General features: G+C 35.1%; 16 protein-coding genes and 1 tRNA gene. All 17 read left to right on the plus strand.

Annotation, left to right across the window (positions count from 1 at the left end):
- The first annotated feature begins 107 nt into the window (after positions 1 to 107).
- Positions 108 to 851 carry a nickel pincer cofactor biosynthesis protein LarB gene (gene larB / locus H8909_RS01060; RefSeq protein ID WP_187011513.1) on the plus strand — a complete coding sequence of 248 codons (744 nt, stop codon included), beginning with the start codon at positions 108 to 110 and terminating at the stop codon, positions 849 to 851.
- A complete protein-coding gene (larC, locus tag H8909_RS01065; RefSeq protein ID WP_187011514.1) occupies positions 848 to 1,645 on the plus strand; it encodes a nickel pincer cofactor biosynthesis protein LarC in 798 nt (265 codons plus the stop codon). The genes larB and larC overlap by 4 nt, the downstream gene beginning before the upstream one ends.
- Positions 1,620 to 2,084, plus strand: a complete 465-nt coding sequence (gene larC2 / locus H8909_RS01070) for a nickel pincer cofactor biosynthesis protein LarC2 (RefSeq protein ID WP_187011515.1) — start codon at positions 1,620 to 1,622, stop codon at positions 2,082 to 2,084. Before larC ends, larC2 begins: the two co-directional genes overlap by 26 nt.
- Positions 2,062 to 2,862, plus strand: coding sequence for an ATP-dependent sacrificial sulfur transferase LarE (gene larE / locus H8909_RS01075; protein WP_187011516.1), 801 nt, complete (start codon positions 2,062 to 2,064; stop codon positions 2,860 to 2,862). Before larC2 ends, larE begins: the two co-directional genes overlap by 23 nt.
- Before the next feature lies 1 nt (position 2,863).
- Positions 2,864 to 3,850 (plus strand): energy-coupling factor ABC transporter permease, encoded by a 987-nt coding sequence (locus H8909_RS01080; protein WP_187011517.1) that lies wholly within the window; start codon positions 2,864 to 2,866, stop codon positions 3,848 to 3,850.
- Complete coding sequence (locus H8909_RS01085; protein WP_187011518.1) at positions 3,825 to 4,559, plus strand: energy-coupling factor transporter transmembrane component T family protein; 735 nt, start codon at positions 3,825 to 3,827, stop codon at positions 4,557 to 4,559. The genes H8909_RS01080 and H8909_RS01085 overlap by 26 nt, the downstream gene beginning before the upstream one ends.
- A complete protein-coding gene (locus H8909_RS01090; RefSeq protein WP_187011519.1) occupies positions 4,556 to 5,284 on the plus strand; it encodes an energy-coupling factor ABC transporter ATP-binding protein in 729 nt (242 codons plus the stop codon). Before H8909_RS01085 ends, H8909_RS01090 begins: the two co-directional genes overlap by 4 nt.
- Before the next feature lie 23 nt (positions 5,285 to 5,307).
- Positions 5,308 to 5,814 carry an anaerobic ribonucleoside-triphosphate reductase activating protein gene (nrdG, locus tag H8909_RS01095; RefSeq protein WP_006504538.1) on the plus strand — a complete coding sequence of 169 codons (507 nt, stop codon included), beginning with the start codon at positions 5,308 to 5,310 and terminating at the stop codon, positions 5,812 to 5,814.
- Between the two features lie 96 nt (positions 5,815 to 5,910).
- Complete coding sequence (locus H8909_RS01100) at positions 5,911 to 7,533, plus strand: peptide ABC transporter substrate-binding protein (protein WP_238928185.1); 1,623 nt, start codon at positions 5,911 to 5,913, stop codon at positions 7,531 to 7,533.
- Between the two features lie 116 nt (positions 7,534 to 7,649).
- Positions 7,650 to 7,726, plus strand: a tRNA-His gene (locus H8909_RS01105).
- Positions 7,727 to 7,945: 219 nt separating this feature from the next.
- Complete coding sequence (locus H8909_RS01110) at positions 7,946 to 9,163, plus strand: RNA-guided endonuclease InsQ/TnpB family protein (protein ID WP_238928189.1); 1,218 nt, start codon at positions 7,946 to 7,948, stop codon at positions 9,161 to 9,163.
- A 246-nt stretch (positions 9,164 to 9,409) separates the two neighbouring features.
- Positions 9,410 to 10,222, plus strand: coding sequence for a M15 family metallopeptidase (locus H8909_RS01115; RefSeq protein ID WP_187011521.1), 813 nt, complete (start codon positions 9,410 to 9,412; stop codon positions 10,220 to 10,222).
- A 292-nt stretch (positions 10,223 to 10,514) separates the two neighbouring features.
- Positions 10,515 to 11,108 carry a L,D-transpeptidase family protein gene (locus tag H8909_RS01120; protein ID WP_158546373.1) on the plus strand — a complete coding sequence of 198 codons (594 nt, stop codon included), beginning with the start codon at positions 10,515 to 10,517 and terminating at the stop codon, positions 11,106 to 11,108.
- Positions 11,109 to 11,182: 74 nt separating this feature from the next.
- On the plus strand, positions 11,183 to 12,022 hold the full coding sequence (gene dapF / locus H8909_RS01125) for a diaminopimelate epimerase (RefSeq protein WP_117460212.1): 840 nt from the start codon (positions 11,183 to 11,185) through the stop codon (positions 12,020 to 12,022).
- Positions 12,015 to 12,719: a 2,3,4,5-tetrahydropyridine-2,6-dicarboxylate N-acetyltransferase gene (gene dapD / locus H8909_RS01130; protein ID WP_117460214.1), complete on the plus strand. Its 705-nt coding sequence runs from the start codon at positions 12,015 to 12,017 to the stop codon at positions 12,717 to 12,719. Before dapF ends, dapD begins: the two co-directional genes overlap by 8 nt.
- 2 nt (positions 12,720 to 12,721) lie before the next feature.
- On the plus strand, positions 12,722 to 13,837 hold the full coding sequence (locus tag H8909_RS01135; RefSeq protein ID WP_187011522.1) for a M20 metallopeptidase family protein: 1,116 nt from the start codon (positions 12,722 to 12,724) through the stop codon (positions 13,835 to 13,837).
- Positions 13,837 to 15,012 carry an aspartate aminotransferase family protein gene (locus H8909_RS01140; RefSeq protein ID WP_187011523.1) on the plus strand — a complete coding sequence of 392 codons (1,176 nt, stop codon included), beginning with the start codon at positions 13,837 to 13,839 and terminating at the stop codon, positions 15,010 to 15,012. The genes H8909_RS01135 and H8909_RS01140 overlap by 1 nt, the downstream gene beginning before the upstream one ends.
- Positions 15,013 to 15,053: the final 41 nt, after the last annotated feature.

A 15,053-nucleotide genomic window follows, 5' to 3' on the forward strand; every position in this document is an offset into this window, starting at 1 on the left:
TTCACAAGTTTTCTTGTGAACTATTTTTCTCTCATTGTATAATGAAGATACAAAACATTTGACACTAAACTAGGGTTTAATGTTACCCTAATAAAGGTGGTGATTATATGGAAACAAAGGAAATACTAGAAAAAGTTAAAACAGGAGAACTATCTGTAGAAGAAGCCGAACAATTCTTTAAGAAATCAGCTTTTGAAGAATTAGGCTATGCGAAATTAGATACAAATAGAGAAATACGTTCAGGTTTTCAGGAAGTGATTTATTGCCAGGGAAAAGCAGATGATCACTTAGTCGGTATTGTGAGAAGACTTTATGAGGTGCAGGGAGAAGTACTTGGGACAAGAGCCTCAGTACATCAATATGAACTTTTAAGGGATGAATTTCCTGAACTAGAATATGATCCATTATCACATATTATAAAGATAGAAAAAGAAAAGGAACATAAAGGGAAGATTGTTGTATGTAGTGCTGGTACGGCAGATCTTAATGTGGCTGAAGAAGCAGCACAGACAGCTGAATTCTTTGGGAGTCATGTAGAACGTTTGTATGATGTAGGTGTGAGTGGTATTCATCGCTTATTATCTAAATTAGATATCTTGCAATCTGCAAGATGTATTATTGCGGTGGCAGGAATGGAAGGAGCTCTTGCAAGTGTCATAGGTGGTTTAGTAGACTGTCCTGTTATTGCAGTACCTACATCAGTGGGTTATGGAGCCAGCTTTCATGGTATCAGTGCTTTACTTACAATGATTAATTCCTGTGCCAATGGTATTGCGGTAGTGAATATTGATAATGGCTATGGTGCAGGTTATATTGCAACTCAGATTAATAGAACGGGAGAATCAAAATGAATCAATTATATTTAGAATGTTATTCTGGAATAAGTGGAGATATGTTTGTCGCAAGCTTACTTGATCTAGGAGCTTCAAAAGAAGTATTAGAAGAAGTTCTTTCATCATTACCTTTGACTGGTTTTAAAACTGAAATCACAAGAGTCAATAAATCAGGACTTGATGTCTGTGATTTTAATGTCATTCTAGATCATGATAATCATGATCACGATATGAACTACTTATATGGTGAACATACACATCATGAACATCACCATCATCATGAACATCGTCACTTGCATGATATTTTACATATCATTGATCATGCACAAATGACAGATCATGCTAAAGAATTAGCTAAAAAGATCTTCACTATTTTAGGCGAAGCAGAGGCAAAAGCCCATGGTACAACTATTGAAGAAGTGCATTTTCATGAAGTAGGTGCTGTGGATTCTATTGTAGATATTATTTCTGCAGCGGTATGCTTTGATGATTTAGGGATTGATGAAGTCTATATTCCGGTTATTTATGAAGGAACAGGTACTGTGAATTGTGCTCATGGAACACTTCCTATCCCAGTTCCAGCTGTTAACAACATTGTATCGAGTCATCATTTACCTATTCATATTGATACAATCAAAGGTGAATTAGTGACTCCTACAGGCGCTGCCATTGCTGCGTCTATTGTGACATCTCATACACTTCCTTCTACCTTTACAATAAAAAAGACAGGTATAGGGGCAGGTAAGCGTGCTTATGAAAGACCAAGCTTACTTCGTGCAATGTTGATTGAAACAGATCCCAGGCACCAATAAGGTATGTAAACTAGAAACAAATATTGATGATAGTACAGGAGAAGTATTAGGTCATGTGATGGAGTTATTAATGTCTCATGGTGCTAAAGATGTTCATTATATTCCTGTGATGATGAAAAAGAACAGACCTGCTTACTTACTCAATGTATTATGTGATGAAGAAAAAAGAAAAGAATTAGAAACAATCATTTTTAAAGAAACAAGTACTATCGGTATTAGACGTACTTACATGGAACGTACAGTTCTTCAAAGAACTTTTGAAACAATTTCTACACCTTTAGGTGATGCTGTATTTAAGGTGGTCAATATAGATGGAGAGAAAAGAGCGTATCCTGAATATGAAAGTGCGAAGTTATTAAGTGAAAAACATAATTTATCTATTATAGATGTTTATCAATTGCTGGAAAGGAGTTATTATGAATTTATTAACCATCATTGATCAGTATTTACATGAGGATGTCATGATTGCTTTTTCTGGTGGCGTAGACAGTACACTCTTATTAAAAATGGCAGTTGAAGCATCAAAGAGATATCATACGCATGTCTATGCTGTTACTATTCAAACGGCGCTTCATCCTGTGATGGAAGCAGATGAAGCCAAGCAAATAGCTGAAGAATTAGGGGCGATTCATAAAGTGATTCATGTAGATGAATTAGAAGGTGCAGGAATAGAGAATAATCCTGTAGATCGTTGTTATTTATGTAAGAAGTATATGTTTACTAAAGTGAAGGAACTTGCACATAGTTTAGGTATTTCTACTATTCTTGAAGGTACAAACGCTGATGATTTAAAACAATATCGTCCTGGTATCAAAGCAATTAAGGAATTAGGATTACATAGTCCACTCTTAGAGGCTAATATGACTAAAAAAGAAATTAGAGAATTGGCTGGTACTTATGATTTAAAAGCGGCTAATAAGCCTTCTTCACCTTGTCTTGCGACAAGATTTCCTTATCATACATTACTTAATTATGAGGAAATGCGTAAAGTAGAAAAGATTGAAGATTATCTTCATGCATATGGTTTCTACAATGTACGTGCAAGAATACATAATGACTTAGTACGTTTAGAAATTGATCAGGATGCTTTTATGAAATGTATGGATTACCATCAAGAGATTGTCTTATTTATTAAAGAATTAGGATATGACTATGTAACACTTGATCTAGAAGGATTTAGAAGTGGTAGTCAGGATATTAAACTGGAGGAAAAATAATATGCATATGGCTGACGCCTTAGTCTCACCTGCTGTTGCGACAACGATGTATTTGGCATCAGGTGCAATGACTATTTATTCAATAAAAAAACTAGAAGAAGAAAATAATCCACAGAAACTCCCAATGATGGGTGTCATGGGCGCCTTTGTCTTTGCAGCCCAGATGATCAATTTCACTATCCCTGGAACAGGTTCATCAGGACACTTAACAGGAGGACTCATGTTAACCGCACTATTAGGTCCTTATGCAGGATTTCTTACGATGGTAGGTATACTGGCAATACAATGTCTGCTTTTTGCGGATGGTGGGTTACTTGCCCTAGGATGTAATATATGGAATATGGCATTTTATGGATGCTTTATCTCTTCGATGTTGATATTTAAGCCAATAATTAGTAAAAAATTATCTAAGAAGAACTTAATGATTGCCTCTATCTTAGGCTCTATCATTTCTTTACAATTAGGTGCCTTCTCAGTAGTTGTAGAAACAGAATTATCAGGTATTACAGCACTCCCATGGAACTTATTCATTGGTGTGATGCAGCCTATTCATCTTGCAATAGGTGCAGTAGAAGGTATTATTACAGGCTTAGTTCTATCATTTATTTATGAAGCACGTCCAGAACTTATCTGGCAGGGGCACACAACTAAACTAGCAAAAACATCTAAAAAGAAGCTTCTTGCACTCTTTGGTGGTCTCTCTGTTGCAGTGGCTGGGATCTTATCAATATTCGCAAGTGCCTTTCCTGATGGATTAGAATGGTCTATTTTACAGTTGACTGGTTCTACAGAATTACAACATAAAGGGGCTATTTATTCTTTGTCTTCGCGTGTTCAGGAACTCACTGCATTATTACCTGACTATAATATTGCAGGACATGAATCAATCTTAGGTGGGATGTTTGCAGGAATCGTTGGAGTCTTAGTTGTCATAGGACTCTATATGCTCATTCATCGTTATCATGAAAAACATACAGAAAGCCATTAAGAGAGTGCATCAAATTGATGCACTTTCTAAGCGTACAACCATTCTTTCTGCCATTCATCCCACTTATAAGATTTTGATTGTATTACTTTATTTGATAATCACTGCTTCTTATTCTATTCATAATATTTATATTGTAGTGATGTTTTTACCATTACTCTTATTTTCAATGCTTGGAGAAATCAATTTATTCAAATGTCTAGGAGAACTTAAACCATTAGTGGCTTTATTACTCTTTATGGGAACACCTTTCTTATTCTTTAAGGGATATGGAATCACTTGTTTTATTGTGCTCGCATTAAAAGGAATATTTGCTTTACTATTCTCTTACATATTGATGACCACAACATCTATGGAGGAACTCTGTATGGGATTATCTAAACTAAAAGTTCCTCAATCTCTTATTGTCGTCATCATGTTAATCCAAAGATATCTCATTCTTTTCTTTAAAGAAACAGACAAAACTTTGCTTGCTTATAGCTTACGTGCACCAGGGCAGAAGGGTATTTCTATAAAGACATGGGGTACATTAGTTGGTTCAATGATGCTTCGTTCCATTGATCGTGCTATGAATGTCTATCAATCTATGATGTTAAGAGGCTTTAAAGGTGTAATGCCATTACAATCACAAAAATATGATTATAAGTTATCTAAACTTACATTTGGTATTATGTGTATACTATTACTATTTTTAAAAGGAGTGACCTTATGATTAAACTGAATCATTTCTCTTTCTCTTATATAGAGAATCGTATTATATTAGATGATTTGAATTTTCATATCCAAAAAGGTGAAAAAGTAGGGCTCATTGGCTGTAATGGAGCAGGGAAATCTACACTTCTTAAAACTATTATTGGAATAGAAAATGGTCAGGGAGAACTGAAAGTTACAGATTTAACTATGAACAATCAAAACCTTGCATCCATTCGTTCCCATATAGGTTATGTTTTCCAGGATTCAGATAATCAGCTCTTTATGTCTTCTGTATATGAGGATGTAGCCTTTGGACCAATGAATGAAGGATTACAGGGAGATGAATTAGAAGAACGTATCAATAAAGCGTTGGATCTTGTACATATGCAGGAAAAGAAGCATGAAAAGATTTATCGATTATCTGGTGGGGAGAAAAAAAGAGCTGCCATTGCGACAGTCCTTTCTATGCGTCCAGATATTCTATTATTTGATGAACCTTCTGTTTCATTAGATCCTAAACATCGTCGTGAACTAATTAACGTATTAAACGAACTCCCTTATACAATGTTGATAGCGTCCCATGATTTAGATTTTATTTATGATACATGTGATCGTGTTTTATTACTATCTAATGGAAAACTTGTTGCAGATGGACCAACTCAAGACATCTTAACAAATAAAAAGCTTCTTGAAGAAAATGGTTTAGAGCTTCCTCTTTCATTTAGTAGACAAAAGAGTATATAATAGAGCTTTGTGAGGTGAAAAAGATGCGTTATGCACAAATAAGAGAAGTAGATATTGCGAATGGACCAGGTATTAGAGTATCTCTTTATACTCAAGGATGTCATCGTCATTGTCCATTCTGTTTTAATCAGGAAACATGGGATTTTAATGGAGGAAAGGCTTTTACATCTGAATTAGAAGATGTACTAATTAAACTTATTAACAAACCCCATATTGCAGGATTCACACTTTTAGGTGGAGAACCTTTTGAAGAAGAAAACAGAGACGATATTTTAGAATTACTCAAACATATCAAAAAAGAATGTCCTACTAAATCTATCTGGGTCTATTCTTCATTCCTTTATGAAGAAATTATGGAATGGAAACAGCCATTACTTGATTATGTTGATGTATTAGTAGATGGACCATTTGTGAATGAATTAAAAGATGCGAATCTCAAATTCAGAGGTTCTTCTAATCAAAGAATTATTGATATAAAGAAAACAAAAGAAAATAAAGATATCACTTTAGTTGAATTCAAAGAGATATAATAAATACTTATTAGTTTAATAAATATTTTTCTGTACAAAAGAAAGTGTTTTAGCGTATAATAATATTTATAAAGATTATAAATGGAGGGGATTTTTATGAAAAGTCTCAAGATTATAGTGGCAGCAGCCTTGGCTGCTTCTATGTTAGTGGGATGTGGTTCTACTTCCGACGATAAAGCGATTTATAACTTTTCAAGTGAAGCAGATGTAACATCTCTAGATTCAAGTGTATCTGATGATGGTGTATCATTTAATGCGATTCATGCATTTAGTGAAGGACTCATGGATATTACTGCAAAGGGTGGTACAAAGCTTGTACCAGCTGCTGCATCATCTTATAAGGTATCAGATGATGGATTAACTTATACATTTACTATTAGAAAGAATGCGAAATGGTCTAATGGTGATGATTTAACTGCAGATGATTTCGTTTATTCATGGAGAAAACTAATTGCGAATGCAGGTAGCTATGCCTATATCTTTGGTAAAGAAGGGGCATGTATTAAGAATGCAGATGAACTCGCTGAACTTGGTACAACTGCTGGTGATAAGATTAAGGAACTAGGTGTTGAAGCAAAGGATAAGAAAACATTACAGGTTACTTTATCTCAGCCATGTCCTTATTTCTTAGAAATCATGACATTCCCATGCTTCTATCCACAGAATCAGAAATTTGTTGAAAAGTGTGGTTCTAAATATGCTACTGATGCGAAGTATTTACTTGCGAATGGTCCATTCAAGGTAACTAAGTGGACTAAGTCTAATAAGATTACTTTTGAAAAGAATAATAAATACTATGATGCAGATAAGATTGAACTAGATGGTTTAAATATGTATCTTGTTCAAGATCCTAAGACTGCAGCTGCAGCATTTGATAATGGTAAAGTTGATTTTGCGACTATTAACTCAGCTTTAGTTGATAAGTATGAAGGTAAAGATAGTCTTGTAAAGTTCAAACAGGGTTATATGTATTATTTATATTTGAACTTCAACAACAAGGCTCTTGCGAATACAAATATTCGTAAAGCATTATCTCTAGCAATTGATCGTAAAGACTTATGTAATAAAGTCTTAAAGGATGGTTCTAGAGAAGCAGATGGTTTTGTAAGCGCTGATTTCACTTATGGACCAGATGGTAAAGAATATCGTTCAGAAGGTAAAGATTATACTCAGTATAATCTAAAAGAAGCACAGGTTGCTTTTGATCAAGGCTTAAAAGAACTTGGTGTTTCTTCATTAAAATTAAGATTACTTTATGGTACAGATGAAACACCTGCAGATACTGAAGCAGAATATTTACAGGCATGTTTCAAAAAACTTAAAGGTTTAGATATCGAAATGGTTGCAACTGTTAAGAAAGACCGTGTAGAACGTCAGAAATCAGACAATTTTGATATCTCATGTGCAAGATGGGGACCTGACTTCCCTGATCCAATCACTTATTTGAACCTTGTTTCTACAGGTAATTCAAATAACTATGGTAAATATAACAATGCGAAATATGACCAGTTAATTGCGACATCTACTACTGAAAGAGATGCTAAGAAGAGATGGCAGATGCTTTATCAGGCAGAAGATATCTGTATGAGTGAATATGCTGTATTACCAGTATTCCAGAAGGGTGCTGCATCATTACAGAACAAGAAATATACAGGTATTGTATATGAAGCTGCATTAGGTTCAGCATTCACATTTAAGTTTATTCATAAGACTAAATAAGATACAAATCCCGGGGCAATCTCGGGATTTTAAATTTCTTTAAAAAAAGTCAAATTTTCTCTTTACAAACCATTAACACTTGTATATAATCTTACTTGTCTCTTACGAGAGATATGGCGGTTGTGGTGAAGCGGTTAACACACCGGATTGTGGCTCCGGCATTTCGTGGGTTCGATCCCCATCAGCCGCCCCATTTGAAAATAACTCTGGTTTACCAGAGTTTTTATTTTATCTAAAAAACAGTCAGAAAACCCTCACCTCAATATAGAATATAGGTGGAGGATGAATGCCGTTAATGCATCTGATAGAGAAATTTGGAGTAAGAAATAGTATAATACATATAGGAAACTTCTTTTCCTAAATCTACAGAAAGGAGATTATATATCTTAAAGTCAAGCAGCAGGTAAAGCATCTGTCCAAGGAAGACTATCGTTCCATCAAGGAATTATGTCATATTGCAAAGAACCTCACTAATCAGGCAATCTATAACATCAGACAGCATTACTTTGCAGAAGGCAAGTATCTCAATTATGAGAAGAACTATGCACTTCTGAAGTCGTCTGATAACTATAGAACGCTTAATTCCAATATGGCACAGCAGATACTGAAGGAAGTAGATGGTTCATTCAAATCATTCTTCGGTCTTCTTAAAAAGGCAACGCAGGGAAAGCATGCACTTAAGGACTGCAGACTTCCACGCTATCTTCCCAAGGATGGATATACTACACTTGTCATTGGATTTGTAAGACTTAAAGGGAATAAGCTCATACTTCCATATTCAAACAGCTTCAGAAAGACACATAAGGCTGTTGAGATTACTGTTCCACCTATACTGCTTGATAAGAAAGTGAAGGAAATACGTATCATACCAAAGGCAGATGCCAGGTTCTTTGAAATTCAGTATATCTATGAAACTGAATGCATTCAAAGGAATCTCAATACAACAAATGCACTGGCATTAGACCTTGGTATCAATAATCTTGTCACTGGAGTATCAAGTAAAGGTGAGACATTCATCATCGATGGAAGAAGACTGAAGTCCATTAACCAGTGGTTCAACAAGAAAAATGCAAGATTACAGTCCATCAAGGATAAGCAGGACTATGGCAGGAAGCCGACCAACAGACAGAAGGCATTAGCACGCAGGCGTAACAATAGAATAAATGACTACATGAACAAGACTGCACGCAGGGTGATTGATTACTGTATCGATCATGATATCGGAACTCTTGTTGTGGGCTATAATGAAACCTTTCAGAAGGATTCCAACATAGGCAGAAGAAACAATCAGACTTTCGTCAATATTCCATATGGGAAGCTGAGAGATAAGCTTGAATATCTCTGTGAACTGAATGGCATCACACTTGTAATGCAGGAGGAGTCCTATACATCAAAAGCAAGATTCTGGGATAAGGATGTAATACCAGTCTATAAGAGTGATGATACTGAAGAACACCATTTCAGTGGAAAGAGAATACATCGTGGACAGTATAGAACAGCGAGTGGACAAGTTCTGAATGCAGATGTGAATGGGGCATTAAATATCATGCGTAAAAGTAGCGTTGTGGATGTAAACATCCTATACAGTAGAGGCGAAGTGGACACGCCTATAAGAATAAGGATTGCCTAGCAATAGGTGGAGACTTAAATATCAAACTTCTTAAACGGATGCATAAGCATCCTAGAAGCCTTGACTTCAAATACGGAGTTTTAAGTCGAGGTAGTTCACATAAATAAAGGAACTGTATTTTCATATAGTTCCTTTCATATTGATGATAAACTAATGTGAGCAGTCTTATCTTTTGGTATTAGTAAAAATGTTGTAACGGTATATTGTTTAAATAAATGATTAACAAGAAGAAATCGGGGTTGTTCTATGAAAAAGAAGAGAATTCTATTAGTAACACTTATTTTTGCATTATTGATCTGTTTTTTCTGTTTCTTGCCTAAAGAAAAATCTGTAAAGAAAAAAATAAAAACTATAAGTTATGAACATCCAGAATACAAAGAACGTTATAATTTATATAAAAGTAAGCATCCTCATCTAACGAAAGAAGAGATTGTTACACTTGTAAATATGAATCGTGATTATGCTTTCTATGATCATATTATAAAACAAGAACATCCTAATGATTTACATACAATTGTGAATAAATATTATCAGTTAGATGAAAACTATGCGCCTGATGATCTTGTAGAAATCAATAATAGAGCTAAGAAGTATGGTCTTCCCTATAGTAAACATACTGCTCGAAAAGTCTTATATGATGATTTTATTGCTTTGCAAGAGGCTTGTTATCAAAAGGGATTTGAGTTATATGTAACTTCTGGCTATCGTTCTACACCTTGGCAAAAAGAAATTTATAATCATATGGTAGCAACCTACGATGTTGCAAAGGCCGATGAAACATGTTCACGTCCTGGTCATAGTGAGCATACAACAGGTCTAGGACTTGATGTTGCTTTAGATCAATACAAATATGAGGATGTTGTTAATCATCCTTGCTATAACTGGTTTTTAAGTCAATTAAGTCAATATGGTTTCATTCTACGTTACCCAAAGGATAAAGAAGATTTGACAGGGTATCATTATGAATCATGGCATATTCGCTATGTTGGTAAGGATTTAGCTAAAAAGGTAGAAGAGAGTCAATTAACATTTGATGAATATTATGCTAGACATTACTAAAAAGAGAATCATAAAAAACTATCTTTTCTAGACTGTTAGTATACAAAATTGAATATATAGTTAATGTCGTAAGTGTCCACACTCCAATGAAGAAAATTTGTGGTCTTGCGACTTTTTTGTTTCTTATAAATGGGATGTAATAATAGAAATGACTCATCGATTTGATAAGAAAGACCTGTGAAAAGCTCAACAGGTCTTATAGATAGTTTTAAATATCTGATTTTGTCAATAATCTGAAAGGAATTGTATTTTCAGATTGTTTTTTCATATAATGATGAAGGGAGGGATTTATATGGATATAGATTCTTTAAAAGCATCAAAGAAAACAAATCAGCTCTTTTTGGTTTGTGTTGATCATTATGATACAAGTCATGCGACATTCTATTATTATAAGAAAGAAGAAAAATGGGAGCTTGTCTTAGAAACACCAGCACTTATTGGACAAAGAGGCATGGGTGAAGGAAAAGAAGGGGCAAGACAGACTCCGATCGGTGAATATACCTTTGGAAAACTCATGGGTATTGCGCCAGATCCTGGTACAAAGATGGATTATCATCAGATTACTGAAGATGATTATTGGTGTGGTGAACAATATTATAATGAGTTTGTGGATGAAAAAGTAAGAGATCATACACAATGTACAAAAGAAAATGATGAACATTTGATAGATTATACTAAGCCTTATGAATATACTGCTTTCTTTAACTATAATAAAGAATGTATTAAAGGTAAGGGCAGCGCGTATTTCTTTCATTGTTTTGGCACTCATGACTATACAATGGGATGTGTTGCCTTACATCGTGATATTGTGAAATATCTCTTTACTATGATTGATGAGAAGACGATTATGATCATCGATTCTTACGATAATTTGTATAAATATTAGTTAGTGTCACTATGATAATTTTGTGTTATACTTTCATTAAGTTCAGAGTATGAACAAGAAAGGTGTAAAAGAAAATGTTGAAATTCTTGAAAATGGAAGGTATCGGGAATGATTATGTTTACTTTGATGGAATCAATCAGAATGTTCCAACAGATGAAACATTTATCAAGAAGGTATCTAATCGTCATATAGGTATTGGCAGTGATGGTGTCATTATCATCTTACCAAGTGAAACATGTGATTTCAGAATGCGTATGTTCAACCTTGATGGTAGTGAAGGAAAGATGTGTGGAAATGGAATCCGCTGCTTTTCTAAATTTGTATACGATCAAGGCTTAACTGATAAGACAACATTGAAGATTGAAACACTTGCAGGAATAAGAACTTGTGAATTGAATGTAGAAGATGGAAAGGTAACAAGTGTCTGTGTAGATATGGGTGAACCAATTACTCTATGTTCTGATATTCCGGTGAATTATTCTAAGGTAGAGATGGTGAATGCACCTATTGAAATAGATGGCAATACATATTATTGTACAGCTGTTTCTATGGGTAATCCGCATGTCATCCAGTATGTAGATACACTTGATTTTGATATCGAAGCAATTGGTCCTAAGTTTGAACATGCTTCTTTATTCCCTGAATCAGTCAATACAGAATTTGTAAAGGTTGTTGATAGAGAACATCTAAAGATGCGTGTATGGGAAAGAGGCAGTGGTGAAACAATGGCTTGTGGTACAGGCGCATGTGCTGTGATGTATGCAAGTTATCTCAACAACAAGTGTGATGAGAAAGTGGATGTAGAATTATTAGGGGGTCATTTACAGATTGAACTCCGTGATAAGAAGATATTTATGACAGGTCCTGCAAGGACTACTTTTGAAGGTACATTAAAGGAGGAAGACTATGCTTAAAACTGCAGAAGAAATTATCCAGTATATTGGAAATGCGAAAAAACAAACACCAGTCAAGGTATATATCAATGGTCATGATTTACCTCAGGCTGAAGGATTCAAGATGTTTGGTACAGAAGATTCAAAAATCTGTATTGGAGATTTAGATGCAATCCGTGCTTATTTAGAAGAAAACAAAGATAAGATTACAGAAACTTATATGGAACAGGATCGTCGTAATAGTGCGATTCCTATGATTGATATGACAAATATCAATGCTCGTATTGAACCAGGCTGCTTTATCCGTGAACATGTCACTATCGGAGATAATGCAGTTATCATGATGGGTGCAGTTATCAACATTGGTGCTAAGATTGGTGAAGGTTCTATGATTGATATGGGTGCAGTACTTGGAGGACGTGCTGAAGTTGGTAAACATTGTCACGTTGGTGCAGGTGCAGTGCTTGCAGGTGTTATTGAACCCCCTTCAGCAAACCCAGTTGTCTTAGAAGATGACGTATTAATTGGTGCCAATGCGGTTGTTATTGAAGGTGTAAGAATTGGCAAGGGTGCTGTCGTAGGTGCGGGTTCTATCGTTACTAAGGATGTACCAGCAGGTGCAGTAGTAGTTGGTAACCCAGCTCGTATTGTGAAAGAAGAAAAAGACGACCAGACAAAAGATAAGACTCAGTTAATGGATGATTTAAGAAAGATCTAATCATGGATGATTTAAAGAGATGGCGCAGGGATCTACATCAGATTCCTGAGCTAGGATTAGAAGAGACACAAACAACAGCTTATCTAAAAGCAGAACTAGAAAAGATGGGGTATCAGCCACAGCCATTATTAGAAACAGGACTTTATGTCTTTATTGATCATGGCTATGGTAAATCAGTGGCTTTTAGAACAGATATTGATGGCTTACCTGTCAATGAAGAAACAGGTGTAGACTTTGCCTCTACCCATAAAGGAATCATGCATGCATGTGGACATGATGGCCATATGACTGCACTTCTAGGCTTTGCGAAGGCTTTAAAAGAGAATAAAGAACCTATTCTTTATGATATTCTTTTAATCTTCCAGCCAGCTGAAGAATCTCCTGGAGGGGCACGTATTGTCTGTGAAAAAGGTTTATTAAAACAGTTTAATGTAGAATCTATTTTTGGTATTCACTTGATGCCTTTATTAGATGAAGGTGTGATTGCTTCTAAACCAGGTGGTTTAATGGCTGAATGTGGTGAATTAGATGTAAAAGTAATAGGAAGAGGGGCTCATGCAGGTTTACCTCATGAAGGTGTAGACTCATTACTTATTGCTTGTTCTTTAATTAATGAATACCAGCATATTCTGACAAGAATGAAGACACCATTCCATCCAGCTATTATGAATATTGGAGAAATTCATGGTGGTACAGCACGTAATAGTGTGGCTAAGGAAACAGAATTCCATGGCACAGTACGTTGTTATAGTGATGAAATGTTTGCTCATCTCACAGATTCTATAGGACGTATTAATAAAGGTTTTGAAGAAGCCTATGGATGTCAAATTGAGTGGAGCTGTCCACCATTCTATCCAGCTGTCATCAATGATAAAAAGCTATTTAACTATGTCTCATCAATTACTTCATTAAAAGAATTAGATGAACCACTCATGCTTGCTGAGGATTTCTCTTTCTATCAGAAAGAGGTAAAAGGTCTATTTATCTTTGTCGGTACTAAAACCAAGGAATTCCAGAGTGGACTCCATACAGGTACATTTAATTTTAATGAATCTGTATTACAGTCTGTTGTGGATATGTATATGAAAATTATTTTGAATTATCAGGAGGAGCAGTAATGGGGTATTATGAAGAAGGAGAACAGTATTTTCTTCATGCTTATGGTAGATATGATACTGTTTTAGATCATGGAGAAGGTGTATATCTCTATGATACAGAAGGTAATAAATACTTAGATTTCTATAGTGGTATTGGTGTCAATTCTCTTGGATATGGTTATCCTGCCTATGTAGAAGCAGTAGAAAAGCAGTTAAAGACATTAACTCATGTTTCTAACTATTTCTATACTGTTCCTGCCATTGAAGCAGCTAAGAAAGTAGTGGAGGCAACTCGTCTTTCAAAGGTATTCTTCTGTAACTCAGGTGCAGAAGCAACTGAAGGGGCATTAAAGCTTGCACGTAAATACTATTTCTTAAAACACCATAAGGCTGATAGTGAAGTCATCGCATTCCATCAGTCATTCCATGGACGTACTACAGGTTCTGTTAAGTTAACTGGTAATGCTCATTATCAGCAGGCTTTTGGTCCATTGATGGAAGGTGTAAAATATGCCACTTTAAACGACTTAGAAAGCGTTAAAGCACTACTTACTGATCGTACAGGCGCTATTATTGTAGAACCAGTACAGGGTGAAGGTGGTGTCAATCCTTGCACAAAAGAATTTTTACAGGGATTAAGACAAATCTGTGATGAAAAAGATATCTGTCTTATTCTTGATGAAGTACAGTGTGGTATGGGAAGAACAGGAACAATCATGACTTATTTCCAGTATGATATCTTACCTGATATTGTCTGTCTTGCAAAAGGTATTGGTTGTGGTGTACCAGTAGGTGCATTTGTAGCTAATGCAAAGTTTGCGAAGGCAATGGAACCAGGAGACCATGGAAGTACTTATGGAGGTAATCCATTTGTGACTGCTGCAGTCTCTACTGTATTTGATATCTTAAAGAAGGATTCAATTGTAGAAAACTGTAAAGAAGTATCTGAATATCTTTTAGAAGAATTAGATAAAGTAGTCAAAGACTATGATTGTGTTGTAGGACATAGAGGTTTAGGATTAATGCAGGGAATTGTATTAAATGTCCCAGCTAAGAAATATGTCCAGGCATTACTTGATGAAGGTGTTATTGTAGTAACTGCTGGTGAAAAGGTAATTCGTTTATTACCACCTCTAATAATCACAAAAGAACATGTTGATGAATTTATTACTAAACTTAGAAAAGTTTTAGGATAAAATATTAAGAAATCTCTCACTTATGAAGGAATAAATAAGTG

It is taken from the genome of Catenibacterium faecis, from assembly GCF_014306455.1.
Lineage (GTDB): Bacteria > Bacillota_I > Bacilli_A > Erysipelotrichales > Coprobacillaceae > Catenibacterium > Catenibacterium mitsuoka_A.

Coding starts and splice junctions, on each gene's coding strand:
- larB (WP_187011513.1), top strand. CDS start 108: ATGGAAACAAAGGAAATACTAGAAAAAGTTAAAACAGGAGAACTATCT.
- H8909_RS01090 (WP_187011519.1), top strand. CDS start 4,556: ATGATTAAACTGAATCATTTCTCTTTCTCTTATATAGAGAATCGTATT.
- dapD (WP_117460214.1), top strand. CDS start 12,015: ATGCTTAAAACTGCAGAAGAAATTATCCAGTATATTGGAAATGCGAAA.
- H8909_RS01120 (WP_158546373.1), top strand. CDS start 10,515: ATGGATATAGATTCTTTAAAAGCATCAAAGAAAACAAATCAGCTCTTT.
- H8909_RS01135 (WP_187011522.1), top strand. CDS start 12,722: ATGGATGATTTAAAGAGATGGCGCAGGGATCTACATCAGATTCCTGAG.
- larC (WP_187011514.1), top strand. CDS start 848: ATGAATCAATTATATTTAGAATGTTATTCTGGAATAAGTGGAGATATG.
- dapF (WP_117460212.1), top strand. CDS start 11,183: ATGTTGAAATTCTTGAAAATGGAAGGTATCGGGAATGATTATGTTTAC.
- H8909_RS01115 (WP_187011521.1), top strand. CDS start 9,410: ATGAAAAAGAAGAGAATTCTATTAGTAACACTTATTTTTGCATTATTG.
- larE (WP_187011516.1), top strand. CDS start 2,062: ATGAATTTATTAACCATCATTGATCAGTATTTACATGAGGATGTCATG.
- H8909_RS01140 (WP_187011523.1), top strand. CDS start 13,837: ATGGGGTATTATGAAGAAGGAGAACAGTATTTTCTTCATGCTTATGGT.
- H8909_RS01100 (WP_238928185.1), top strand. CDS start 5,911: ATGAAAAGTCTCAAGATTATAGTGGCAGCAGCCTTGGCTGCTTCTATG.
- H8909_RS01080 (WP_187011517.1), top strand. CDS start 2,864: ATGCATATGGCTGACGCCTTAGTCTCACCTGCTGTTGCGACAACGATG.
- nrdG (WP_006504538.1), top strand. CDS start 5,308: ATGCGTTATGCACAAATAAGAGAAGTAGATATTGCGAATGGACCAGGT.
- H8909_RS01085 (WP_187011518.1), top strand. CDS start 3,825: ATGAAAAACATACAGAAAGCCATTAAGAGAGTGCATCAAATTGATGCA.